The sequence below is a fragment of the Brachybacterium sp. J144 genome (assembly GCF_036321705.1).
Lineage (GTDB): Bacteria > Actinomycetota > Actinomycetes > Actinomycetales > Dermabacteraceae > Brachybacterium.
In genome coordinates this window covers 1-23,646 of sequence record NZ_JAZDCG010000012.1, presented here as the reverse complement: position 1 = coordinate 23,646, position 23,646 = coordinate 1, and the positions used below count along the sequence as shown (strand labels likewise).

Annotated in this window: 18 protein-coding genes; 8 read left to right on the top strand and 10 right to left on the bottom strand. The window is 72.4% G+C overall.

Going from position 1 to position 23,646, the window contains the following annotated elements; translation table 11 throughout:
• Positions 1 to 30 precede the first annotated feature (30 nt).
• From pdxA to V1260_RS05835, 3 genes are read right to left on the bottom strand one after another with little or no spacing between them, the layout of a single operon-like run.
• Positions 31 to 1,062 (bottom strand): 4-hydroxythreonine-4-phosphate dehydrogenase PdxA, encoded by a 1,032-nt coding sequence (gene pdxA, locus V1260_RS05845; RefSeq protein WP_329745871.1) that lies wholly within the window; start codon positions 1,060 to 1,062, stop codon positions 31 to 33.
• Entirely contained in the window at positions 1,059 to 2,423 is a 1,365-nt protein-coding gene (locus tag V1260_RS05840; RefSeq protein WP_329745870.1) for a four-carbon acid sugar kinase family protein, read from the bottom strand. Before V1260_RS05840 ends, pdxA begins: the two co-directional genes overlap by 4 nt.
• A complete protein-coding gene (locus V1260_RS05835; RefSeq protein WP_329745869.1) occupies positions 2,420 to 3,787 on the bottom strand; it encodes an MFS transporter in 1,368 nt (455 codons plus the stop codon). The genes V1260_RS05840 and V1260_RS05835 overlap by 4 nt, the downstream gene beginning before the upstream one ends.
• Positions 3,788 to 3,972: 185 nt before the next feature.
• Between V1260_RS05835 and V1260_RS05830 the strand changes: the two genes are divergently transcribed.
• On the top strand, positions 3,973 to 4,929 hold the full coding sequence (locus tag V1260_RS05830) for a sugar-binding transcriptional regulator (protein WP_329745868.1): 957 nt from the start codon (positions 3,973 to 3,975) through the stop codon (positions 4,927 to 4,929).
• A gap of 11 nt (positions 4,930 to 4,940) precedes the next feature.
• Here V1260_RS05830 and V1260_RS05825 read toward each other — a convergent pair whose 3' ends face one another.
• From V1260_RS05825 to V1260_RS05800, 6 genes are all read right to left on the bottom strand, one after another.
• A complete protein-coding gene (locus tag V1260_RS05825; protein ID WP_329745867.1) occupies positions 4,941 to 5,801 on the bottom strand; it encodes a hypothetical protein in 861 nt (286 codons plus the stop codon).
• Between the two features lie 156 nt (positions 5,802 to 5,957).
• Positions 5,958 to 6,731, bottom strand: a complete 774-nt coding sequence (locus V1260_RS05820; protein WP_329745866.1) for a triose-phosphate isomerase — start codon at positions 6,729 to 6,731, stop codon at positions 5,958 to 5,960.
• A gap of 190 nt (positions 6,732 to 6,921) precedes the next feature.
• Entirely contained in the window at positions 6,922 to 7,392 is a 471-nt protein-coding gene (locus tag V1260_RS05815) for a ribose-5-phosphate isomerase (RefSeq protein ID WP_329745865.1), read from the bottom strand.
• Between the two features lie 193 nt (positions 7,393 to 7,585).
• Positions 7,586 to 9,304 carry a dihydroxyacetone kinase family protein gene (locus V1260_RS05810; protein ID WP_329745864.1) on the bottom strand — a complete coding sequence of 573 codons (1,719 nt, stop codon included), beginning with the start codon at positions 9,302 to 9,304 and terminating at the stop codon, positions 7,586 to 7,588.
• A 167-nt stretch (positions 9,305 to 9,471) separates the two neighbouring features.
• Positions 9,472 to 10,374, bottom strand: coding sequence for a phosphogluconate dehydrogenase C-terminal domain-containing protein (locus V1260_RS05805; RefSeq protein WP_329745863.1), 903 nt, complete (start codon positions 10,372 to 10,374; stop codon positions 9,472 to 9,474).
• Positions 10,375 to 10,483: 109 nt separating this feature from the next.
• A complete protein-coding gene (locus V1260_RS05800) occupies positions 10,484 to 11,329 on the bottom strand; it encodes a sugar phosphate isomerase/epimerase family protein (RefSeq protein WP_329745862.1) in 846 nt (281 codons plus the stop codon).
• Between the two features lie 993 nt (positions 11,330 to 12,322).
• On the opposite strand from V1260_RS05800, the gene V1260_RS05795 reads away from it, so the two are divergent.
• From V1260_RS05795 to V1260_RS05775, 5 genes are read left to right on the top strand one after another with little or no spacing between them, the layout of a single operon-like run.
• A complete protein-coding gene (locus V1260_RS05795) occupies positions 12,323 to 13,864 on the top strand; it encodes an ABC transporter substrate-binding protein (protein ID WP_329745861.1) in 1,542 nt (513 codons plus the stop codon).
• Positions 13,865 to 13,898: 34 nt separating this feature from the next.
• Positions 13,899 to 14,840, top strand: coding sequence for an ABC transporter permease (locus V1260_RS05790; RefSeq protein WP_329745860.1), 942 nt, complete (start codon positions 13,899 to 13,901; stop codon positions 14,838 to 14,840).
• On the top strand, positions 14,837 to 16,648 hold the full coding sequence (locus tag V1260_RS05785; RefSeq protein ID WP_329745859.1) for a dipeptide/oligopeptide/nickel ABC transporter permease/ATP-binding protein: 1,812 nt from the start codon (positions 14,837 to 14,839) through the stop codon (positions 16,646 to 16,648). Before V1260_RS05790 ends, V1260_RS05785 begins: the two co-directional genes overlap by 4 nt.
• Positions 16,645 to 17,544: an ATP-binding cassette domain-containing protein gene (locus tag V1260_RS05780; RefSeq protein WP_329745858.1), complete on the top strand. Its 900-nt coding sequence runs from the start codon at positions 16,645 to 16,647 to the stop codon at positions 17,542 to 17,544. Before V1260_RS05785 ends, V1260_RS05780 begins: the two co-directional genes overlap by 4 nt.
• A gap of 30 nt (positions 17,545 to 17,574) precedes the next feature.
• Positions 17,575 to 19,329, top strand: a complete 1,755-nt coding sequence (locus tag V1260_RS05775; RefSeq protein ID WP_329745857.1) for a DUF5605 domain-containing protein — start codon at positions 17,575 to 17,577, stop codon at positions 19,327 to 19,329.
• A gap of 34 nt (positions 19,330 to 19,363) precedes the next feature.
• Here V1260_RS05775 and V1260_RS05770 read toward each other — a convergent pair whose 3' ends face one another.
• Positions 19,364 to 20,386 carry a LacI family DNA-binding transcriptional regulator gene (locus tag V1260_RS05770; RefSeq protein WP_329745856.1) on the bottom strand — a complete coding sequence of 341 codons (1,023 nt, stop codon included), beginning with the start codon at positions 20,384 to 20,386 and terminating at the stop codon, positions 19,364 to 19,366.
• Positions 20,387 to 20,633: 247 nt separating this feature from the next.
• On the opposite strand from V1260_RS05770, the gene V1260_RS05765 reads away from it, so the two are divergent.
• Together V1260_RS05765 and V1260_RS05760 are read left to right on the top strand one after the other, a co-directional pair.
• Positions 20,634 to 22,490 (top strand): glycoside hydrolase family 3 protein, encoded by a 1,857-nt coding sequence (locus tag V1260_RS05765; RefSeq protein WP_329745855.1) that lies wholly within the window; start codon positions 20,634 to 20,636, stop codon positions 22,488 to 22,490.
• A gap of 21 nt (positions 22,491 to 22,511) precedes the next feature.
• Positions 22,512 to 23,646, top strand: a 1,135-nt coding sequence (locus V1260_RS05760) for a carboxylesterase family protein (protein ID WP_329745854.1), incomplete at its 3' end; no start/stop codon positions are given.

Here is a 23,646-nt window from a genome sequence, read left to right as displayed (position 1 = left end):
CGAGGCAGGGTCGCCAGGCCCCACCACACCTCAGACCGCGGCGGCGGCCTTGGTGCGGTGGTCGAGCTGCATCTGGGCGTAGACGGCCGCGACGCGGGTCGCCTCGATCATCGACTCGCCCTGGGCGATGCCCTTGCCGGCGATGTCGAAGGCGGTGCCGTGGTCCACGGAGGAGCGCATGAACGGCAGGCCCAGCGTGATCGTGACGGCGTTCTGGAAGTCGTAGGTCTTGCAGGCGATGTGGCCCTGGTCGTGGTACATCGACAGGATCGCGTCGTGGTGGCCGTCGAGGTTGAAGGCGAAGATCGCGTCGGCGGAGAGGGGGCCCACGGCGTTGATGCCCTTGGCCTTGGCGTCCTCGACGCCGGGGGCGATGTGCTCGATCTCCTCGGTGCCGAACATGCCGCCCTCGCCCACGTGCGGGTTGAGCGCGGCGACGCCGATCTCGGGGTTCTCGAAGCCGAGGGCGCGCAGCTCGCCGTCGATGTCCTCGAGGTACTTCAGGACGCGCTCGCGGGTGACGAGGTCGCAGGCCTGGCGCAGCGACACGTGGCGGGTCAGGAAGAAGACGCGCAGGTTGTGGCAGTTGAACATGGTCAGCGCGTACTTCGAGTCGGTCAGCGCCTGGTAGATCTCGGTGTGCCCGATGTGCGGGACCTCGGCGGCCTGGAGGGCGGCCTTGTTGATCGGGGCGGTGGAGACGGCGTCGATCTTCCCGGCGAGGCCGAGCTCGATGGACTTCTCGAGGTAGGAGTAGGCGCGCAGGGCGGCGGCCTTCTGGACCTTCCCGAACTCGATCTGGGCGTCGTTCTCGACGTCGGTCTGCAGCAGGTCGATGGTGCCCAGCTCGAAGCGGGCCTCGGACGGGTCGGAGATCATATGGAAGGAGACCTCGACTCCCTGGATCTGCGCGGCGAGCTCGAGGCTGTCGCGGTGGCCGATCACGAAGGGGTTGCAGATCTCGTAGATCTGCTCGGACTGCATGGTCTTCAGGACGATCTCGGGGCCGATGCCGGCCGGGTCGCCGAGGGTGATCGCCATGGTCGGCTTGCGGTCGCTCATGAGGTGATGATCCTTTCGTCGAACAGTCGGTCGACCGACTGCAGTGCGGTGGTGTCGGTGCCGGTGAGTCCGCCCTTGCAGACCACCGGGAGCTGGGAGAAGGGGCCGCCGACGAGGCGGGCCTGGTCGACCTGCGGGATGACGTAGTCGACCATCTCGAGGCCGTCGGCCTCGAGCGCGAGGCAGGTCGCGACCATGACGTCGCCGCCGGTCAGATACGCGCCCGCGAGCCGGGAGGCGCCGATCTCGTCGAGCACCCGCCGCGCGAGCTCGCCGAAGCGCCGGGTGAGGAGCGCCGCGATCCGGGGCCCGGTGAGGCCGCTCGCGGCCTCGAGGTCGGCCTGGGCGGTGCGCTCCCCGGTCAGCACGGTGTCGAGGGCGAGCAGCGCGACCTGCACGTTGGCCGGGCCGTCGAGCAGCTGCCGCAGGTCGGCGAGCACCCGCGCGGTCTCCGCCTCGACCGTCTCGGCGCCGAGCAGGCGCAGCACGTCGGCCGTGACGACGCCGGTGCCGGGCTCGGCGGCGAGGCGGGTCATCTGCTCGTGGGTGCGCACGGTGGCGCTGCCGGCGATGACGGCGACGACCCCGTGCCGCTCGCGGCTGCCGGCGCCCGTGCGGTCGCGGGCCGGCCGCGCCGCGATCAGGCCGCGCTGGGCGGCGAGGGCCACGCTGAACGGGCCGGGGTCGACGGCGACGACGGGGCCGCCGACGGTCGCGACGGCCCGCGCGATCGTCTCGATCTGCGCGAGGGTCGTCGCGTCGAGGAGAACGACGCGGATCCCCTGGTCGTGCAGGCGGGCGAGGCGCCCGGCGACCTGCGCAGGCCCGGCGAGCACGTCGGCCAGCCCGATGTGCGCGACCTCGCGGCCGAACTGGGTGCCGAGCAGCGTCGGCAGGTGCGACTCGGTGACGGGGGTGCGGACGTCGCGGGCGACGTCGGTCTCCGCGAGCAGCACCGAGTCGATCAGCGAGTAGCCGTCCACGACGATGCGGCGCGACTCCGGCATGGCCGGGACGATGACCGCCATCGGATCCTGCCCCGTGTCCTCGAGGGCGCTCATCATGCCCTCGACCTCGGGGCCGATGCCGCCGCGGCAGGTGGTGTCGATCCGCTTGGACAGCTGCTGCGCCCCGAGGGCGAGGAGCTGCTCGGCGGCGTGCCGCACCCGGCCGAAGGCGACCTCGGGCTCCATGGCCCGGGAGTCGGTGGAGACGATCACGGAGTCCTCCCGCCCGCTGAGCGCGTCCGCCACGTCGTGGTGCCGGAACAGCACGGTGGGGCGGGCACCCGCGCGGACGAGGAGGGCGCCGACGGTGGTCCCGCCCGTGAGGTCGTCGGCCACGATCCCGAGGGCTGTCATGCCGGCACCACCTCGGCCTCGCCGGCCCCGTCGGCCGCGGGGACCTGCTCGCGGCGCGGGCGGATCTCGGAGATGGACAGCAGCAGCACGAAGCCGATCACGAGCACGGCGACGAAGTAGCTGAACGCGATCGCGTAGGAGCCGGTCACGTCGAGCAGCAGGCCCACGAGGATCGGGGCGAAGAAGCCGCCGAGGTTGCCGCCGGAGTTGATGACCGCGATCGTGAAGGGGTAGGTCTTCGCCTCGGAGAGGTTCATCGCATAGGCGGTGAACGAGGACCAGCCGATGTTGAGGAAGAAGCCGGTCAGGACCAGCGCGGTGACCAGCAGCGGGGTGTTCTGCGGGATGACGATGACGCAGGCCATCATGATCGCGGTCATGAGCGCGGTGATCAGGGCGGTGGGCTTGCGGCGACCGCGGAAGACCTTGTCGGAGACCACGCCGCCGAGGACGGCGCCGATGATGCCGCCGATGAACGGGGTCGAGGCGATCATCCCCATGCCGACGGCGTCGAATCCACGGGCCTCGCGCAGGTAGGTGGGCACCCAGGTGATCATGCCGTACAGCACGTTGTTCATGAAGAAGTAGGCGAGCGTGATGCCCCAGACGTTCCAGGAGGTCAGCACCTGCTTGTAGCCGCTGAGCGGGGTGGTCTCGCGCAGGCGGATGATCCGGTCCAGCAGCGGCATGGAGCCGAACTCGCGGGCGGGGGTGGCGCCGGTGCCGGTGTCGGCGATGTGCGCGGCCTCGGCCTCGTTGACGCGCGGGGAGTCCTTCGGTGTGGAGCGCACCACGAGGTAGAAGACGATCGCCATGATCACGCCGGGGACGGCGAACCAGTGGAAGACGGCGCGCCAGCCGGCGGCCTCCGCGATGGCGACGGCGATCATCGGCACCGCGAGCGGGGCGACCTGGGTGGAGGCGATGTAGACACCGGTCGCGATGCCCTTCTCCTTGGTCGGGAACCAGCGGTTGATCGTCGAGGTCATGCCGACGGGGGTGGGGCCCTCGAGGATGCCCAGCAGCAGGCGCAGCAGGATCAGCGCGATCGCCGTGGTCGTGAAGCCCATGAGGAACGTGATCACGGAGAAGAGCAGCACGGCCGCGGAGACGATGCCGCGGGTGCCGACCTTGCCGATGAGCATGCCGGCGGGGATCTGGCTGATCGCGTAGCCGAGGAAGAAGAAGCTCGAGATCGCGCCGAGCGCGGTGTTCGAGATGTGGAACTCGTCTTGGATGTACGGGAGGACGGCGCCGACGTTGGACCGGTCGGCCATCGCGACGATGTAGGTCAGGAAGATGGTCGCCAGCACGAGCCAGCGGAATCGAGTGGGCCGCAGGGAGCGGCCGGGGGGCGTGGTCATCGCACACACTCCTTCGTGAGTCTGAGTACCGGGAACTCTGACTCATAGTTGCATCGAGTGGGTGCTGAGGCGCAAGATGGGCGGGTCAGATGGGAAAATGCGCCATACGGGTGCCGTCGGGACCGACGGTGGGAAGACTCCCACAGCGCAGGTCAGAAGGCACCGCCCCCCGTCGAGGAGGATCCATGACCCCCGCCCCCGCCCAGCGCGAGCGACTCGCCGACGCGGCCGAGCTCTACTTCGTCCACGACCTCAAGGTCGAGGCCGTCGGCCGGGAGCTCGGCGTCTCCCGCTCGACCGTCTCGCGCCTGCTCGCCCAGGCGCGCGCGGAGGGCGTCGTCGAGTTCGTGATCCACCGCGACCCGGACTCGCCGGGCGTGCTCCGCCAGGGCCTCGAGGAGCGCTACGGCATCGAGGCGGTCGTCGCCGACGTCGACCCCGAGGCGTCGCTCGCGCTGCACCGCCTGGCCGTCGGCCGAGCCGCCGCGACCCTGCTGCCCGCCCTCCTCGCGCCCGACGCGACCCTCGCCGTGTCCTGGGGCTCCACCATCGAAGCGGTCTCCGCACAGCTGCCGCACCGCCGCATCCCGGGGCTGCGGGTCGTGCAGATGCACGGCTCCGGCAACGTCGCCTCCCTCGGCAAGAACTACGGCACCCTGATCCTGGACCGCTTCGGCTCCGCCTTCGGCGCCGAGGTGCACCTGTTCCCCGTGCCGACGATCTTCGACGCCGCCGGGACGCGCCGGCTCATGTGGCAGGAGGGCTCGATCCGCCGCACCCTCGACCTGCGCACCCGGGCCGACGTCCTCCTCGCCTCGGTGGGCGTGCCGATCTCCGACCACCCCTCGCGGCTCTACGAGTCGGGATACCTGACCGGCGCGGACATGACCGAGCTCGCCGAGCAGCGGACCGTCGGCAACATCGCCTCGGTGTTCTTCCGGACCGACGGCAGCACCGACGGCATCGACGTCAACGAGCGATCCTCCGGGATGCCCTTCGAGGAGCTGCGCCGGGTGCCGGTCCGCCTGTTCGTCGCGGCCGACGCCGGCAAGACCCGCGCGGTCCGCGCCGCCCTCGAGGCCGGGCTGATCACGCACCTGGTCGTGGACCGCAGCAGCGCGCAGGAGCTCCTGGGGGACTGACGGCGAGGGCGTCAGCGGCCGTCCGGATCCAGCAGCGGATCGGCGGAGCGGGATGCCAGTCGCTGGTCGAGGAACGCGGAGTGGACGTCGAGGCTGCGGGTCACGTGGGCGATCAGATCGTCCTCGACGCGGTCGAGCGCGGCATCGAGCGAGGCGAGCTGCGACTCGACGCTGCGCAGGTTCGCCTGTGCCCGGGCGGCGGCCTCTTCCCGGTCGGTGGCCAGGAAGCCGGCGGTGTTCTCGAGGGCCTCGACGAGGTCGGGGATGTAGCGCTCGGCCATGCCCTCGAGGAGCATGACGTCGTCGTCGGACGGCCGCCGCGACTGCATCGACTCCGTCGCGAGCAGGGCGCCGATCCGTCGCAGCAGCAGGTCCGCGCGGTCGGTGAGCTCGCGGACCGCCGGGTGCCGCACCTGGCGCCGCACCTTCGTGATCCGGCGCTGCTGCGTGCGGGAGGTGCGCAGGATGGCCTCGAGCGCGGTGCGCGTGCCCGTCGGCATCGAGGCCGACGCAGCGACCTGCAGGGTCCGACGGGGGCCGCGGTTCCGCACCAGCAGGTGCGTGCCGCCGCCGATGACGCCCGCGATGCCGAGCCCCGCGAGCGCCGGGCCGACGAGCCCCGCCCCGCCGATCAGCGCCGCGACGCCGAGCACCATGAACGCGCTCACGCCGAGCGAGCCGCCGAGCACCACCGGGACGCCGACGGTCAGCCAGCGTCCGCGCCGACGTGGTCGCGCGACGGCGCGCGTGCGGGGCGCATGGATGGTGCCCTCGAGCGGTCCGCCGAGGGGCGGGATCGGACGGCCGGAGGGGGCCGAGGGGGTGCCCCGGCGCCAGGGCGCGCCGCGCGGGGCGCCGCGTCGATCGGCCATGTCTCCGCCTCCTCCCGGGCTCGCGAGATGGGCGGCCAGGATATCGCCGGAGCCTCCGGGCGGCCTGGACGGGAGGTCGCGGAGTGGGGAGCCGATCGTCGGGTGGGTCGGTGGGACGGGAGCGGCGCTGGGTGAGGCGGACCCCGTCGGCCCGCCTCAGCCCGCGGAGTGGACGGCGCCGATCCGCAGCAGCTCGAGGTAGCCCTCCAGCCTCCACGCCGTGCGACCGACGAACAGGCCGGTCACGTGCTCGATCCCGAGGAGGTCGGCCGCGTTGTCGAGGTTGACCGAGCCGCCGTAGAGCAGTCCCGCGACGCGCCCCGTGTACTCGGCGCCGAGCGCGGCGAAGGGCTCGATGAGCTCCTCGATCGTGGCCGGACGGCCCTTCTCGCCGATCGCCCAGATCGGCTCGTAGGCAATGACCACGCGCGAGAGCTCGTCGGCGGAGAGGCCCTCGAGCGCCCCGGCGGCCTGCTCGAGGATGAACGCGCTCGACCCGCCGGCCTCCTTCACCTCGGTGCTCTCGCCGATGCACAGCAGCGGGGTCAGGCCATGGCGGAGGGCTGCGGCGACCTTCAGCCGCGTCGTCTCGACGGTCTCGCCGAAGTGCTCCCGACGCTCCGAGTGCCCGATCTCGACGAGCTGCGCCCCGGCGTCCTTCGCCTGCAGGATCGAGACCTCGCCGGTCCAGGCGCCCGCGTCCTCCCAGTGGGCGTTCTGCACGCCGAGCAGCACGGGGGCGTCCTCGCCGAGGATCCTGCGCACCGTGGTCGTCGCCGTGAACGACGGGATGATGAACGGTTGCACGCCCGCGGGGGCCTGGCCGGCGTGCTCCGCGGCGAGGTGATCCCGCAGCGCGGTGACCCATTCGCGGGCCTCGGCGAGGGTCTTGGTCATCTTCCAGCTGGTGCCGATCCAGATGGTGGTCATGGGGTCTCCTCGATGATCGGGGGCGTGGCGGTCGGGGCGGCGAGGGGTGGGCGCGCGCGACGCGGGGGATCGTGTTCCGCAGTCTGCCGGGTGTCCCGGACCCGGGCGGCGAGATCTGAGGTGGGCGGGAGGATGTCGCCTGGGCCTGGGCCTGGGGCGTGCTGCGGTGCCGCGGCCGGTTCCGTTCGGGTCAGGCCTTCTCGAGGGAGCCGTCGTAGGCGCAGATGGCGTCGACCTTCTCGGCGGAGGAGGAGGTGGGGTCGAACTCGAGGTCGAGCCAGACCTTGACGAGTTCCTTGGCGAGCTCGAGGCCGATGACGCGCTCGCCCATGCACAGCACCTGGGCGTTGTTGGACAGGATCGACCGCTGGACGGAGTAGAGGTCGTGGGCGGTGACGGCGCGGATGCCGGAGACCTTGTTGGCGGCGATGGCGACGCCGAGGCCGGTGCCGCAGATGAGGAGGGCGCGGTCGGCTTCGCCGGCGGCGACCTTCTCGGCGGCTGCGACGGCGACGTTGGGGTAGAGCTCCTGGTCTTCGCGGGAGAGGACGCCGACGTCGATGACCTTCTCGACGCGGGGGTCGGCCTCGAGGAGTTCCTTGAGGGCGGTCTTGTGGCCGTGGCCGGCGTTGTCGGATCCGGTGACGATCGTGAGTGCCATGGGTGTGGCTCCTTCGGGAGAGGTGGGCAGAGGGGTCGGGACGTGAGCGACCGGTGACGATGGCCCGTTTCTCAACCACTATCGGCCCGAAAGCGGTTGAGAAACAGGCCACCGCGCTCGGCGGGGCCGAGGGCGGGTGGCGGCGGGTAGAGGGCCGGGCCGTCGCCTGACACGGCACAGCCCCGGCCCCGCCTCAGGACAGGTGCTGGCCGAGCTCCGTCATGAGGATCGAGAAGGAGATCGCGCCCGGGTCGGGGGTGCCGACTGACTTCTCGCCGAGCACACGGGCACGGCCGAGGGCGGCGGTGATGTCGGCGGTGGCGTCGGCGGCCCGACGGGCCACGTCGGCGGCGGAGAGGATCGCCTCGGCCGCGTTCTCGCCGGTGAAGGCAGAGTCCAGCTCCTCGCGGAACGGGGCGGCGGCGTCGACCATGGTCTTGTCGCCCACCTGCGCGCCGCCGAGCCGCTGGATCGCGTCGATGCCGGCGTCGAGCGCCCGGACCGTCGTGCTGTCGTCGGCGCCCGCGTCGTCGGCGAAGACGCCGCCGGCCGCGATCAGCGCCGCGCCCCACAGCGCGCCCGAGGTGCCGCCGGCCGACTCCGACCAGGCCTCCCCGGCGCGCACCAGGAGCGTGCGCGCCCCGGCACCGCCCTCGAGGGCCTCGCGCGCCGCGGCCGCCGCGCCCTTCGAGCCGAAGGCCATGCCCTGGCCGTGGTCGCCGTCGCCGGCGATCGCGTCGATCCGGCCCAGCTCGGCCTCTTCCCGCGCGCACACCGCCTCGAACAGGTCGAGCACGCTGGTGATCCGGGTGGCGACCTCGCGGGACTCGGCGCTCGCGGCGGGGATCTCGTCGGCCCCGGCCTCCCAGAAGGAGGTGCGTCGCGGACGATCCGCCGCGGCGGTCATCGACCCGCGGTGGAACGCGGGGGTGTCGGCGGGGGCGAGCCAGAGCCGCTCGAGCTCCTCGTCGAGGAAGACCAGGGTGAGCGAGAGCCCCGACATGTCGAGGCTGGTCACGAGCTCGCCGACCTCGGGCCGGACGGGGGTGATGCCCGCAGCCTCGAGCAGCTCGGCGACCTTCGCGTAGACGACGAAGAGCTCCTCGTACTTCACGGTGCCGAGGCCGTTGACGAGCACCGCGGCGCGTCCCTGGTAGCCGCCCTCGACGCGCTCCGGCTGCTCGGCGAGGAGGCCCTCGACCAGCAGGGTCGCGATCTTCTCGGCCGTGCCGATCGGCTCGTCGCGCACGCCGGGCTCGCCGTGGATGCCGAGGCCGACGCCCATCTGGCCGTCCGGGACGTGGAAGAGCGCCTCGCCCGCGCCGGGGAGGGTCGGGCCGTCGAAGGCGACGCCGAAGGAGCGGGTCGCGTCGTTGGCCTTCCAGGCGATGCGTTCCGCCTCGTCGAGGTCGGCGCCGGCCTCGATCGCGGCGCCCGCGATCTTGAAGACGGGCAGGTCGCCGGCGATGCCGCGACGGTCGCGGTGGTTCTCGGGGGTGTTGGAGATGATGTCGTCGCTGACCTTGATGATCCGCACGTCCACGCCCTCGGCGCGCAGCTTCTCGGCCGCGGCGCCGAAGTGGAGCACGTCGCCGGCGTAGTTGCCGAAGCCGAGGATCACGCCGCCGCCGTTCTCGGCGTTGCGAGCGACGGAGTAGACCTGCGAGGCCGACGGCGAGGCGAACACGTTGCCGCACGGGGCGCCGTGACCCATGCCGGGGCCGACCCAGCCGGCGAAGGCGGGATAGTGGCCGGAGCCGCCGCCGATCACGAGGGCGGGCTGGCCGGCGGGGGTCTCGGTCGCGCGGACCACGCCGCCGTGCACGACGGCCACATGGTCGGGATGGGCGGCGGCGAGGCCGCGGACGGCGTCGGCGGCGAAACGGGCGGGGTCGTTGAAGAGGTACGTCATCGGGTCTTCCTCCACGGGCGCCGACGGGGGACGGCGATGTCGGGTGCCGAGCTCGGGACTGCTGAGCTCGGCAGCGGGATCAGCTCCCCGAATCCTATAGGAATCGGGGGTGGTGGGGTAGGCCGGGCCGTCCCGGCCGTCGAGATCGGGCGCCCGCCCCGCAGAGCTCAGCGCTCGATGGCGGGGATGTCGAGCATCTGAGCGAGGACCCGATCGAGCTCGGCGTCGTCCCAGACCTTGGTCCAGTCGGGCTGGATGATCGACTCGCGGCCGTAGTCCATGGCGCGCAGGCACGCCTCGGAGAACGGGTTCGAGCCGCGCAGGGCGTTGGTCAGCGAGATGAAGATGTGCCCGTAGAACAGGGCCTTCACGGCCTTCTCGGGGATGCCGACCTCGTGGATCGCGTGGTCCATCGAGTCCTTGAGGAACTGGCCGATCATGCAGCCGGTGGTCTCCACGAGGGTGGGCTCGAGCTGGGCGAGCTGCTTGACGGTCACCCAGTGCACGTCGATGACGGGCGCGTAGATGGCACGGATGACCTGCGCGACCTTCTCGCGGATGGCCTCGTCCCCGCCCTCGTAGGCGGCGACGACCTCCTGCGGGGCGGCGATGCCGCCGAAGGTGTCGGCCCACTCCTCGGGGGTGGTGCGCTCGAGGAAGACCGACGGGTGGGCGGGGTGCGCGCACGCCTGGTGGACGCCCTCGCGCTCGGTGAGCAGGCCCGCGTAGGCGGCGGCCGGGTCGAGGGTGAGGAGCACGGAGCCGTCCTTCATCAGCGGCACGACCTGCGCGGAGATCCTCCCAAGGATCACATCGGGCACGGCGAGGATCACGACGTCGGCCGCGGCGGCGGCGTCCTCGAGCTCGGTGACCTCGCGGCCCAGCGCGGCGAGGCGCTCGCGGCCGGCCTCGGAGGCCTCGACGTAGGAGATCGGGGCGTCGGTGAGGTTGAGGTTGTTCGATACGCGGGTGCCCATCTTCCCGGCGGCGCCGACGACGGCGACGCTGATCGACGGGTCCAGCTCGACGGTCTTGCCGAACAGGGGATTGAGCTCCTTGCTGCTGCTCATGGGGTTCTCCTTCGCGGGGGATGGGGTGGTGAGGGGTGGTCGGTCGGGGAGTGCGGTCGGGCGGCCGACGGGCGGTTCGGCCGCGCAGGTCAGGCGGCCGACGGGCGATTCAGCGGGCCGACGGGCGGTGGGTCGCGCGCCAGTCGCGCAGCGCCGCGAGGGTGCGGTCGGTCCAGGCGCGCTCGAGGGCGAGGGTCGCGGGGAGGTCGCCCTGCCACGGCAGCCAGTGCTCGACGATCGCGCTGGGGGCCGAGCTCGCGCCGGACACTGCGCCCCCGTCGGCGCCGTAGACGCTGGTCAGCTCGTGGTCGAGGTCGAGCAGGCCCTCGCCGAGCGGCGCGCCGGAATATGTGAAGCCCACCCAGCCCTCCTGGCGGGCGAAGGCGAAGTCCTTCACGTGGAGGTTCGCCGTGCGCGTGGCGCAGGCCTCGACGACCTGGCGCGGGTGCTCGAGGGCGGAGACGCAGTTCGCGGGGTCCAGGCACACGCCGATCCGCGGCGAGCCGACGAGATCGATGACCTCGAGAAGCGTCGCCGTGGGGATCTGCTCGTAGGTCTCGAGGGCGAGGGTCACGCCGGCCGCCTCGAGCGAGGGGACGCTCGCCGCGAGCTCGTCGGCGACGGTCGGGACGCCCGCGGCGATCTCCTCGCTCTGGATCATCGAGCGGAGGGTGCGGGCGCCCAGCAGCTCGGCGCGGCGGACGAAGCGGGCCAGGTGCTCGCGGCCGACGGTGCGGGTGCCCAGCTCCAGCTCGACGCCCAGCAGCTCGGCCTGGTCTCGGAGGGCACGCAGCTCGTCGTCGTCGAGCTCCTCGAGGCGGGGGTCGTCGCAGATCTGGAACACCTCGCAGTCCAGCTCGGCGGCGCGGTCGATCATCTCGGCGATGCTCAGGGGGGAGGGGTTCCTGGCCTCGAACTCCCAGAACAGGGCGTAGGTGCCGATGCCGATCCTCATGCGCAGGTCACTCCGATGCGGTTCCGTGTCAGCGGGCCACGTCGGCCGCTCGGGAGCACTCTGACACAGTCTTGCGCAATTGGTCAACCGGTTGGCCACCCTGGGCGGAGGGGTGGATCGCGCCGCAGTCTCCGACGGCGGATCCGCCCGCCGCCGCGGCAGGGGGCCCGGCGCCCGCCACTGCCGGCGAGTCGACCGTGGGCCGCCGCCGGCAGGCCGAGCCCCGCGCCCCCTGGCGGGCCGAGCCCCGCGCCCGCCCCGGCAGGCCGAGCCCCCTTGCCCTCTAGCAGGTCGAGCCCCGCGCCAGCGACGGCGAGTGCTGCATCTGGACCGCTATGGCGCCCCAGTGGCGGTCCAGATGCAGCACTCGGCGCGGGGGATGGGGCCGGTGGCGGTCCAGATGCAGCAGTCGGTGCGTGTGGGCGGACTGGTGGCGGTCCGGATGCAGCAGTCGATGCGGGGGCGGCCACCCCGCCCGACGGCGCCATCCCGATTGCCACCCACCCCGACGGCGCATCCCGACCGCCGCCCCGACGGCGCATCCCGACCGCCGCCCCGACGCGCCGCCACCCCGACGTTGACAGGTCAACCGGTTGGTGGTTAGTGTCCCGCCATCCGCCGCGGAGCCCCGGTTCCGTGGCGGAGGCCGACACCACCACCCCGCCGTCACTGCTGAGGCGGGAACCGTGGACGACGCTCGCGAGGCCCGCCCACAAGGCGCCGTCTCCGGTCGTCGCCCGCACGGGAGGAGGGGGCGACGCGATGCCGACGAGGGCATCCGCCCCGGAGCCCCGGCCCCTGATCGACCACCATGCGGACCCATTGCTTACACGTGACAGGATTGCGTGTCATCATCCGTGCTGTCGGTCACTTACACGAGTCACACCTGCATCACCACCGACACCTCCCCTCTCGGGCGAGGCGGCGATGACCAGCCGCCCGCCCCCAGCACGAGCGCCGCAACGAGGCGCGCCTCCGTGAAAGGACTTTCCGATGCTCCGTCGAGACATGCTGAAGCTGACCGGGACCACCGTCGCCATCGGGGCCATGAGCCTCGGCGTCGTCGCCTGCGGCGGCTCGAGCGGCGGGAGCGGCGGCTCCGGCGGCTCCGGGTCGACCACCCTCCGCATGGGCCTCATGTCCGCGCCGACCACCTTCGACCCGGCCGGTGCCGAGTGGGGCAACCGCCTGCCCTACTACCAGGCCCCCTACGACACGCTCCTGCTCGCCGCGAGCTCCGGCGAGATCGAGCCCTATCTCGCCACCGAGTGGAGCTACGACGAGTCGGAGACCGAGCTGACCCTCACCCTCCGCGACGACGTCACCTTCTCCGACGACTCCCCGCTCACCGCGGACGCCGTCGTGACCAGCATGACTCGCTTCAAGGACGGCTCTGGCCCCGACGCGAACTACCTCGCCAGCGTCGACACCGTCACCGCGGCCGACGACCACACCGTCGTCATCACCCTCACCCAACCCGATCCGGCGCTGCTGAACTACCTCACCCGCACCGCCGGTCTCGTGCTGAACCCCGCCGCGGCCGAGAACGAGGACCTCGCCACCAACCCCGCCGGCAGCGGCCCGTACGTCCTCGACACCTCGGCGACGATCACCAACAACATCTACGTCTTCACCAAGCGCGAGGGCTACTGGAACCCCGACGTCCAGCACTACGACCGCCTCGAGATGCGCTTCATCGAAGACACCACCGCGATGGTCAACGCGCTCCAGGCCAAGGAGCTGGACTACGCCAAGCTCGCGAACGCCGAGACCTTCGCGCAGGCGGAGTCCTCCGGCGCCGTGCTCCACTCCAACGAGCTCGACTTCCAGGGCCTGCTGCTCCTGGATCGCGCGGGCACGATGGTCGAGGCCCTCGGCGACGTCCGGGTGCGCCAGGCGATCGCGCACGCCATGGATCGCGAGGCGCTGCTCGAGGCCGTCGCCCTCGGGTTCGGCACCGTCACGGGCCAGGTCTTCCCGACCGGCTCCGAGGCGTACGACGAGGCGCTCGACGAGCGCTACCCCTACGACGTCGAGAAGGCGAAGGCCCTCCTGGCCGAGGCCGGCTACGCGGACGGCTTCGCGGTCGAGATGCCCACCGCCGCGTCCTTCCAGACGGCCGCGAACCTCATCGCCCAGTACCTCAGCGACATCGGCATCACCGCCAACTACGTGCAGCCCGGCAACAACTTCATCGCCGACATGCTCGCCCCGAAGTTCGGCATGACCTTCATGGCCCTCGAGCAGAACCCCGACTGGCAGCTCGCGAACTTCATGATCTCGCCGACGGCGACGTTCAACCCGTTCGGCTACCAGGACCCGGAGGTCGACGCCCTGCTCGAGGAGTACCTCACCGGGGACGAGACGACCCGCGGCGCGACGATGAAGGCGCTGAACACGTACATCGTCGAGCAGGCCTGGTTCGTGCCGTTCTACCGCGCCCAGGGAAGCGTCGCGACCAACGACGGCACCACCGTCACGGCGATGCTGCCGAGCAACACCCTGCCCAACATCTACGACGTGACCCCGGCCTGAGCGGCCGGCGGGAGACCTCCCGAGGGGTGCATCCATGCTCCGTTTCATCGGCCGGCGCCTGATCTCCGGCCTCATCCTCACCTTCGCGATCACCACGATCGCCTACCTGCTGCTCTACATGGGCGGCGGCAACATCGCGCGGCGGATCCTGGGGCAGAACGCCACCCAGGAGCAGGTCGACCAGCGGGCGGCCGAGCTCGGGCTCGACCAGCCCCTGGTCGTCCAGTACGGCGGCTGGCTGGGCCGGGCGATCACGGGCGACCTGGGCCGATCCTGGTTCTCCGGGCAGCTGGTCACGGAGGCGCTCACCACGCGCCTCGCCGTGACCCTCACCCTGGTGATCGCAGCGACCGTGATCTCCGGCGTCGTCGCCGTGCTGCTCGGCGTGTGGGCCGCGCGGGCCGGCGGCTGGGTGGACCGCATCATCCAGTTCGTCTCGGTGCTGGCCATGGCCGTCCCCGGCTTCCTCATCGCCGTCGGCCTCGTGCTGGTGCTCGCGATCCAGCTGGGCTGGTTCAAGGCGACGGGATACACCCGGCTCGGCGACGACCCGGTCGAGTGGCTGCGCTCGGTGACCCTGCCGATCGTGGCGCTGTCCATCGGCGGCAGTGCCGCGGTCACCCAGCAGGTCCGCGGCTCGATGCTCGACGCCCTGCAGAAGGACTTCGTGCGGACCCTCCGCTCGCGGGGCCTCGACGGGCGCAGCGTCTTGCTGAAGCACGCGCTGCGCAACTCCGTCGGCCCCGCCCTCGCGGTGCTGAACGTCCAGTTCGTGGGCATGCTCGGCGGCGCGGTCGTCGTCGAGCAGGTCTTCCAGATGCCCGGTCTCGGGCAGCTCTCCGTCGGCGCGACCAACCAGGGCGACATCCCCCTCGTGATGGGCCTGGTCCTGGTCACCGCCGTGATCGTCATCGTGGTCAACCTGCTGATCGACATCGTGCAGGGACTGCTCAACCCGAAGGTGAGGCTCGCATGAGCACCGCACCCGTCGCGGGGGCCCCGGTCTCCGCCGCCCCGGCCTCCGCCGCCACGGTCCGGCCCAGCGGCCTCCTCCGCCGCGTGCTGAAGAACCCCGTCGGCCTCGTCTCCTTCGCGGTGCTCGTGGTCGTCGCGCTGCTCGCGCTGCTCGGCGGGGTCCTCGCCCCGCACGACGCGAACCAGGCCGACGCCCGAGCGATCCTCGCCGAGCCCAGCGCGGAGCACCTGCTGGGGACCGACGGCTCGGGGCACGACATCCTCTCGCGCCTCCTGGTCGCCACCCAGATCTCCCTCGGCGCGGCACTCGTCGCGGCGATCGTCGCGCTCGTGATCGGCGTGACCGCCGGTCTGCTGGCGGGCTACTACAAGGGCTGGCTCGACAGCGTCTTCAGCTGGGTCACCGCGCTGACCATGGCGCTGCCCGGGATGATCGTGCTGCTCGCCGCGCGGGCCGTGGTCGGCCCCTCGGTGTGGTGGTCGATGGTCATCTTCGGCGTGCTGATGTCCCCGGGCTTCTTCCGCCTGGTCTACGCCTCGGTGAGCGCGGTCCGCGAGGAGCTGTACGTGGACGCGGCCCGGGTCGCGGGTCTGACCGACGCCCGGATCATCTCCCGTCACATCCTCGGCGTGGTCCGCGCCCCGATCATCATCCAGTCCGCGATGGTGCTCGGCATCGCGATCGCCATCCAGTCCGGCCTCGAGTTCCTCGGCATCGGCGACCCCGGCACCCCCACCTGGGGCTCGATGCTCAAGAACGGCTTCGACGTCATGTACCGAAATCCCGTCACGATGGCCTGGCCGGCCCTCGCGATCGGCGTGACCACCGTGGCGCTGACCCTGTTCGGCAACGCGCTGCGCGACGAGCTGGAGCGCTCCGCCGCCCGCACCACCCGTCGGCGGTCCGCGACGTCGGCCGTCCGGGAGCAGCATCCCGCGACGATCCGGCACGAGGACGACGAGCGGGCCGCGGGCCGCAGCGGCTCCGCGCTGCTGGAGATCGAGGATCTCCGCATCGGCTACGACCTGCCCGACGGCTCCGTCAAGGAGGTGGTGCGCGGGATCGACCTGACCGTGCGCCGCGGCGAGGTCCACGGCCTGATCGGCGAGTCCGGCTCGGGCAAGACCCAGACCTCCTTCTCCGTGCTCGGGCTGCTGCCCGCGGGCGGCCAGCTGATCGGCGGGTCGATCCGCTACGACGGCCAGGAGATCGCGACGGCCGACGCCTCGCGGCAGAGCACCGTGCGCGGCACGAAGATCGCGTACATCCCGCAGGAGCCGATGAGCAACCTCGACCCGATGTTCACGATCGGCAGCCAGCTCGTCGAGCCGCTCGTCAAGGTCGTCGGCCTCTCGAAGGCTGACGCCCGGGCGAAGGCCCTCGAGCTGCTCGGGACCGTCGGCATCCCCGATCCGCAGCGCACCTTCGACGCCTACCCGCACCAGGTCTCCGGCGGCATGGCGCAGCGCGTGCTCATCGCGGGCGCCATCTCGATGGGACCCGACCTGCTCATCGCCGACGAGCCGACGACCGCGCTTGACGTGACCATCCAGGCCGAGGTGCTCGACCTGATCCGCGACCTGCAGGAGCAGATGGAGATGGCGGTGCTGCTGGTCACGCACAACTTCGGCGTCGTCGCCGACCTCTGCGACCGGGTCTCGGTGATGCAGAACGGCCTGCTCGTCGAGGCCGGGCCGGTCCGCACCATCTTCCGCGACCCTCAGCATCCCTACACCCGCTCCCTGCTCGATGCCATGCTCGACGAGGACACGGTGCGCCCGCCCCTGACCGAGAGGACCGCGTCATGACCTCCGCAGACTCCGCCGCCACCGATCCCGCCGCCCCGCTGCTGGAGGTCACGGACCTCGACGTGATCTATCCGGGCGGCCGCGGCCGCAGCCCCTTCCACGCCCTCCGCACGGTCTCGCTCGACGTGCGCCCCGGCGAGACGGTGGGCCTGGTCGGCGAGTCCGGCTCCGGCAAGACCACCCTGGGCCGGGCCGTGCTGGGCCTCGCCCCGGTCAGCGGCGGCTCGATCCGCTTCGACGGGCAGGACATCTCCCGTCTCGACCGTCGCGGCCGGCGCGCCCTCGCGAAGGACATCCAGGTGGTCTTCCAGGACCCCTACTCCTCGCTGAACCCCTCGATGACCATCGGCGACATCCTCACCGAGCCGCTCACGGCCAACGGGGTCGCGGCCGGGGACGCCGCCTCCCGCGTGGGCGGCCTGCTCGAGCGGGTGCACCTGCCGGCAGACGCCGCCGCCCGCCTGCCCCGCGAGTTCTCGGGCGGGCAGCGGCAGCGCATCGCGATCGCGCGAGCGCTCGCGCTCAGCCCCCGGCTGATCGTCGCCGACGAGGCGGTCTCCGCCCTGGACCTCTCGACCCAGGCCAAGGTGCTCGAGCTGTTCATCGAGATCCAGGAGGCGACCGGCGTCGCCTACCTGTTCATCACCCACGACCTCGCCGTGGTGCGTCACGTGAGCCATCGCGTGGCGGTGCTGTACCACGGCGAGATCGTCGAGCAGGGCGAGACCGCCGCGGTGACCGGCGACCCCGAGCACCCGTACACGCAGCGCCTGTTCATGGCTGCCCCGGTCCCCGATCCGGACCGTCAGGAGCAGCGGCGCGCCGAGCGTCGGCGCCTGCTTGCGATCCAGGCCGAGCAGGACGCCCAGGCGGGCGCCGGTCTCGGCGCACTCTGACCCGACCATCCGCCGTCCCGGAAGGACGCCATGACCGGCTACACCCCTGACTCCCGCCTCGGCGACGTGCTCGAGAACCCGGCCGCCCGCTCGGTGCTCTCGAGCACCCTGCCGGGCCTCGTGAACTCCCCGATGCTCGGCCAGCTGCGCAACATGTCGCTGCGCATGCTCGCCGACCACGAGACCGCGCTGCGCGACGACCCGGAGCGCTCGGCCGCCTTCTGGGCGAGCCTCGCGGCGATCGAGGACACGACCCCGCCGCGCGCGGAGGCGCCGGCGATCGCCCCGGATCCCGATTACGAGGGCGAGGAGGTCCCCCGGGGGAGCGCGGAGCTCACGGTCCCGACGGACGCCCGCGTGCACGGCCCGGTCGAGATCGTGGTGCATGGCCCGGCCCACGGGAACCCCTTCGTGGACGTCGAGCTGGAGGCGCGGGTCGAGGGCCCGAGCACGAGCCTGCGCGTCGGCGGCTTCTACGACGGCGACGGCCGCTACCTGCTGCGCTTCCTTCCCGAGGAGCCGGGCACCTGGCACCTCGTCACCTCCTCGACCGCCCGCTCCCTCGACGGGATCAAGGGCTCCCTCGAGGTCTCGACCGAGCCGGCCGGGCACGGCGCGGTGCGGGTCGCGGACCGCTTCCACTTCGCGCACGCCGACGGGACGCGGCACGTGCCGCTCGGCACGACGGCCTACGCGTGGACGCATCAGGGGCAGGAGGTCCAGGAGCGGACCCTCGCCGCCCTCGCGTCGAGCCCCTTCACCAAGATCCGGATGTGCGTCTTCCCGAAGGCGTACCTCTACAACACCGAGGACCCCGAGCGCTTCCCCTTCCCCCGCGCGGAGGACGGCGAGGGCTTCGACCTGACCCGCTTCGACCTCGAGTACTTCCGGCACCTGGAGTCCAGGATCCGCGACCTGGACGCGCTGGGCATCCAGGCGGATCTCATCCTGTTCCACCCCTACGACCGCTGGGGCTTCGCCGAGCTGGGCCGCGCCGCCGACGACCGCTACGTGCGCTATCTCGTGCGGCGCCTGGCCGCGCTGCCCAACGTGTGGTGGTCGATGGCCAACGAGTTCGACCTGATGTGGACCAAGGCGGAGGAGGACTGGGAACGGCTGGCCGCGATCGTGGTCGCGGAGGATCCCTCCCGCCACCTGCTCTCGATCCACAACTGCCTGCGCTTCTACGACTACTCGCGGCCCTGGATCACCCACTCCAGCACCCAGCGGATCGACGTCTACCGCACCGCGGAGAACGTCACCGAGTGGCGCGAGCGGTGGGGCAAGCCGGTGGTCGTCGACGAGTGCGCCTACGAGGGCGACCTCGACCAGGGCTGGGGCAACATCACCGGCGAGGAGATGACCCGGCGCTTCTGGGAGGGCGCGGTGCGCGGCGGCTACGTGGGCCACGGTGAGACCTACTTCCGCGAGGATCACGAGATCTGGTGGTCCAAGGGCGGCGACCTGCACGGCACGAGCCCCGACCGCATCGCCTTCCTCGCCCGGATCCTCGCCGAGGCGCCCGGCGGGGTCCTCGAGCCGTTGCCCTCGGAATGGGACACCCCGTGGGCGGGCGTAGCCGGCGAGCACCTCCTGCTCTACTTCGGCTTCAACCGGCCGCGCTTCCGCACCGTGCGGCTTCCGGAGGGGCGCCGCTACACGGTCGACGTCCTCGACACCTGGGGCATGACGATCGAGCGCCTGCCGGAGACCGTCGAGGGCAGCGCCACGATCCCGTTGCCCGCGCGCCAGTTCATGGCGCTGCGCTTCATCGCGGTGCCGTGAGCGGTCAGGCAGCGGGCGCTCAGTCGGTGCGCTCTCAGTCCGTGCGGACAGGCGCCGCCGTCTCCCGCTCGACGAGGACGGCATGAGCCGGACCCGGGAGAGGGACCGCCGGGTCCTCGCCCGGGCCCGCCTCGATGATCGCCTGGGCGGCGTCGAAGATGCCGCGGGAGTAGCTCGCGATGTCGAGGGAGACCGTGGTCAGCGGCGGATCGAGGTAGGCGGCCATCGGCTCGTCGTCGATCCCGATCACGGACAGCTCGCCGGGGACGTCGATGCCCTCCGCCCGGGCGGCGCGCAGCAGCGCCCCGGCCCAGAAGTCGTTGTAGCAGGCGACCCCGTCGACCGGTTCGTCGCCCGAGCGCCACTCGCGCAGCACGGCGCGCAGCGGCTCGAGCTGCTCGGTGGTGACCATCATCGGATGCGCCGAGACGGGCGGCTCGGGCAGGCCCGCGGCGAGGGCCAGCTCCCGCACCGCCTCCTGCCGATCGCGGGCGAACACGGCGAGGTCGTCCTCGGCGGCGCCGAGATAGGCGATGCGCCGGCACCCCGCTGCGAGGAGCCGCTCGACCTGCAGCCGGCACACGATCGTCAGCCCGTCGGCGTCCCGCAGCCGGGCCCAGCCGTCGACGTGCGGGATCCCGCTGCGCTCCAGGATCGCCGCGACCTCGGGGGAGAGCGGCAGCGAGGTCTCGATCAGCTGCGGCTGCAGATGCGCGATCGTCGCCTCGAGCGCGGCCGCGTCCCCGGACTGGAACGTCACGACCGAGTAGCCGCTCTCCGCCGCGTAGCGGGTCAGCGCGTCGGTGAGCTCGCCGAGATTGCGGCCGAACGGCATTGCGGTGCTCACCTGCAGGATCACCGGCGGGAGCTTGCCGCGCAGGGCGCGGGCGCTCGCGTTGGGCACGTAGGAGAGGGCGCGCGCCGCCTGCTGCACGCGGCGGCGGGTGGACTCGGGGATCGACTGGTCGGCCCGGTTGTTGAGCACGTAGCTGACGGTCGCCCGGGAGACCCCGGCCCGCTTCGCCACGTCGGCGCTGGTCGCGCGCTTGCTCCTCATACCGCTGGGCTCCTCCGCTGGACGGGCCCGCTGCGGCCCGGTCGTCGAGCCCCGGCGGCCGACGGACACCCGATCCTAGCGTCCGGGGGCCGTCGACCGGGGCGCCCGCCCCGGGGCGTCCTCGCGCGCCGGGGTGACCGCCCCCGTCGGCCGCCCTGTCGACCCGCCCGCCGCGCCCGACGACGACCGTCCCACTGATCACCCCACCCGCCGCATCCTCCCGCCCCGAGACCCAGGAGTCCCGACCATGACCGCTCGCCCCACCCCCGCCACTGCCGTCGCCGCCGACGGCACGATCTTCCGCGACCTCGACCACGACGGCGTGATGGCGCCCTTCGAGGACCCCCGGCTCGGCGCGGCCGAGCGCGCCGCGGACCTCGCCGGCCGCCTCACCCTCGAGGAGAAGGCCGGGCTGCTCTTCCACGCGATCGTGGAGACCTCGCCCGACGGGACGCTCGCCGAGGGTGGCGGCCGCATCGCCGAGCGCGGCATCCGCGAGATGGTGCTGGAGCAGGGCATCGTGCATGTGAACGTCCATGCCCTCCCGCCGACCGCGCGGCTCGCGGCCCGCTGGGCGAACGCCGTCCAGGCCCTCGCGGCGGAGGGTCGCTTCTCGATCCCCGTCACGATCTCCACCGACCCGCGGCACTCCTTCGCCGAGAACGACGGCGCCGCCTTCTCCGCGGGCGCCATGTCCGCGTGGCCGGAGCCGCTGGGACTGTCGGCCCTCGACGACCCCGAGGAGGTGCGCCGCTTCGCGGACGTGGCCCGCCGCGAGTACCGCGCCGTCGGCCTCCACGCCGCCCTCCACCCGCAGATCGACCTCGCGACCGAGCCGCGCTGGGGCCGCCAGTTCCACACCTTCGGCCCGGACGCCGAGCGGGTCTCGCGCATGGCGGAGGCTTACCTCGACGGCTTCCAGATCGGCCCCGAGCTGGGGCCCGAGTCGGTGGCCTGCATGGCCAAGCACTTCCCGGGCGGGGGCCCGCAGCTCGACGGCGAGGACCCCCACTTCCCCTACGGCCGCGAGCAGGTGTACCCCGGCGGGCAGTTCGAGCTGCACCTCGAGCCGTTCCGCGCCGCGATCGCCCGCGGCGTCTCCGCCCTCATGCCGTACTACGGGATGCCGGTCGGCCTGGTCCGGAACGGCGAGGCGATCGAGGAGGTCGGCTTCGGCTTCAACCGCCAGGTGCTCACCGGGATCCTCCGCGAGGAGCTCGGCTACGAGGGCGTCATCTGCACCGACTGGGGCCTGCTGACCGACACCGTCGCGATGGGCCTGCCACTGCCGGCCCGCGCCTGGGGCGTCGAGCACCTCGACCTCCCCTCCCGCGCGCAGAAGGCGCTCGAGGCCGGGGTCGACCAGTTCGGCGGGGAGCAGTGCCCCGAGGTCATCGCGGAGCTGGTCCGGGCAGGGCGCGTCGCCGAGGAGCGGCTCGACGCCTCGGTGCGCCGACTGCTCGAGGTGAAGTTCCGGCTGGGGCTGTTCGAGGACCCCTTCGTCGACGAGGACGCGGCCGAGCAGGTCGTCGGCCGGGAGGACTTCGTCGCCGCGGGCCGGGCGGCGCAGGCCGCCTCCACCACGGTGCTCGCCGATCCGCAGGGCCTTCTGCCGCTCGAGGGCACCGACCGACGGGTGTTCGTCGTCGGCCTCGACGCCGACGAGGCCGCCCGCCTGGGCGAGGTGGTGGACCGGCCCGAGGACGCCGACCTGGTGATCGTGCGCCTCGAGGAGCCCTTCGAGCCGCGCGCGGACCTCTTCCTCGAGCCGTTCTTCCACCAGGGGAGCCTCGAGTACCGCCCCGGCCTCGTCTCCCGGCTGCGGATCCTCGCCGCCCACGCCCCGCTGGTGGTCGACGCGACCCTGCTGCGCCCGGCGATCCTCGCCCCCGTCGCCGAGGTCGCGACGACGCTGGTCGCGACGTACGGCTCGGGCTCCGCGGCCCTCATCGACGCCCTCACCGGAGCGGTCCCGCCGCGCGGCACCCTGCCCTTCGAGATCCCCGCCTCGATGGACGCGGTGCGGGCAGGCCTGGCCGACGTCCCCGGCGGCACGACCGACCCGCTGTTCCCCGTCCGCCACGGCCTCGGCGCCCGCGACTGACCCACCCGATCGGAGAGCACCATGTCCATGCAGAGCATCGTCACCACGCATCTCGGGCCGGTCCGCGGCCAGATCCTCGACGGCGTCCACACCTTCCTCGGCCTCCGCTACGGGAAGGACACCGGCCCGCGCCGCTTCCTCCCGCCCGAGGAGCCGGAGCCGTGGACCGATGTCGCCAACGCCTTCCAGTACGGCCCGATGGCGCCCCAGCACGATCCCCGCCACCCGGTCGACCGCTCCACGAACGCCATCAACCGCATGATCGGGCTGACCGACAACTTCCCGGAGTCCGAGGACTGCCTGGTGCTGAACGTGTGGACGCCCCGGACGGGCGCGGATGCCGACGGTGCTCCGGTGATGATCTGGGTCCACAGCGGCGGCTTCGCGACGAACTCCGGCTCCGCGCCCTCCACCGACGGGGCCCGGCTCGCCCGGGAGCACGGTGTGGTCGTGGTGAGCTTCAACCATCGCCTCGGTCCGCTCGGCTTCCTGCAGGTCACGGATGATCCCGAGTCTCCCTACGCCACCTCCGGCAACGTGGGGATGCTCGACGTGGTCGCCGTGCTGCAGTGGGCGCGGCGGAACATCGCGGCCTTCGGTGGTGATCCCGGGAACGTGACCCTCTTCGGCCAGTCCGGCGGCGCCATGAAGATCTCGACCCTGCTCGCGATGCCCTCCGCCCACGGCCTCTTCCACCGGGCGATCCTGCAGTCCGGGGCGACCACCGCCGTCCGCTCCGCCGCCCTCGCCCGCGAGGTCGGCTCCGAGCTGTACGCCGCCTCAGGGATCGCCGACGGGGATGCCGCCGCGCTCGCCGCCCTGCCCCTCGAGGACCTGATGATCGCGGCACAGGACCTGATGGCGCGGCGCGGGCTGGCTGCGGCGGCGCCGGTGGTCGACGGGCGGGTCATCCCCGCCCCGCCGCACAAGCCCGGCTCCGTCACGGCCGACGTCCCGCTGATCATCGGCGACCTCGACACCGAGTGCGCCCTGTTCCTCGGCGGCTCCGCCGCCGCGCTCCGCCCCCGTACCGATGCGGAGATCCGGGCGAGGATCGCCGCGGTCGCAGGGGAGGAGGCGGCCGATGCCCTGGTCTCGGGGGGGGGAGGGGCCCCCCCTCCAGCCCAAGGCGGTGGTCCTTCCTTTGGCCGATCCT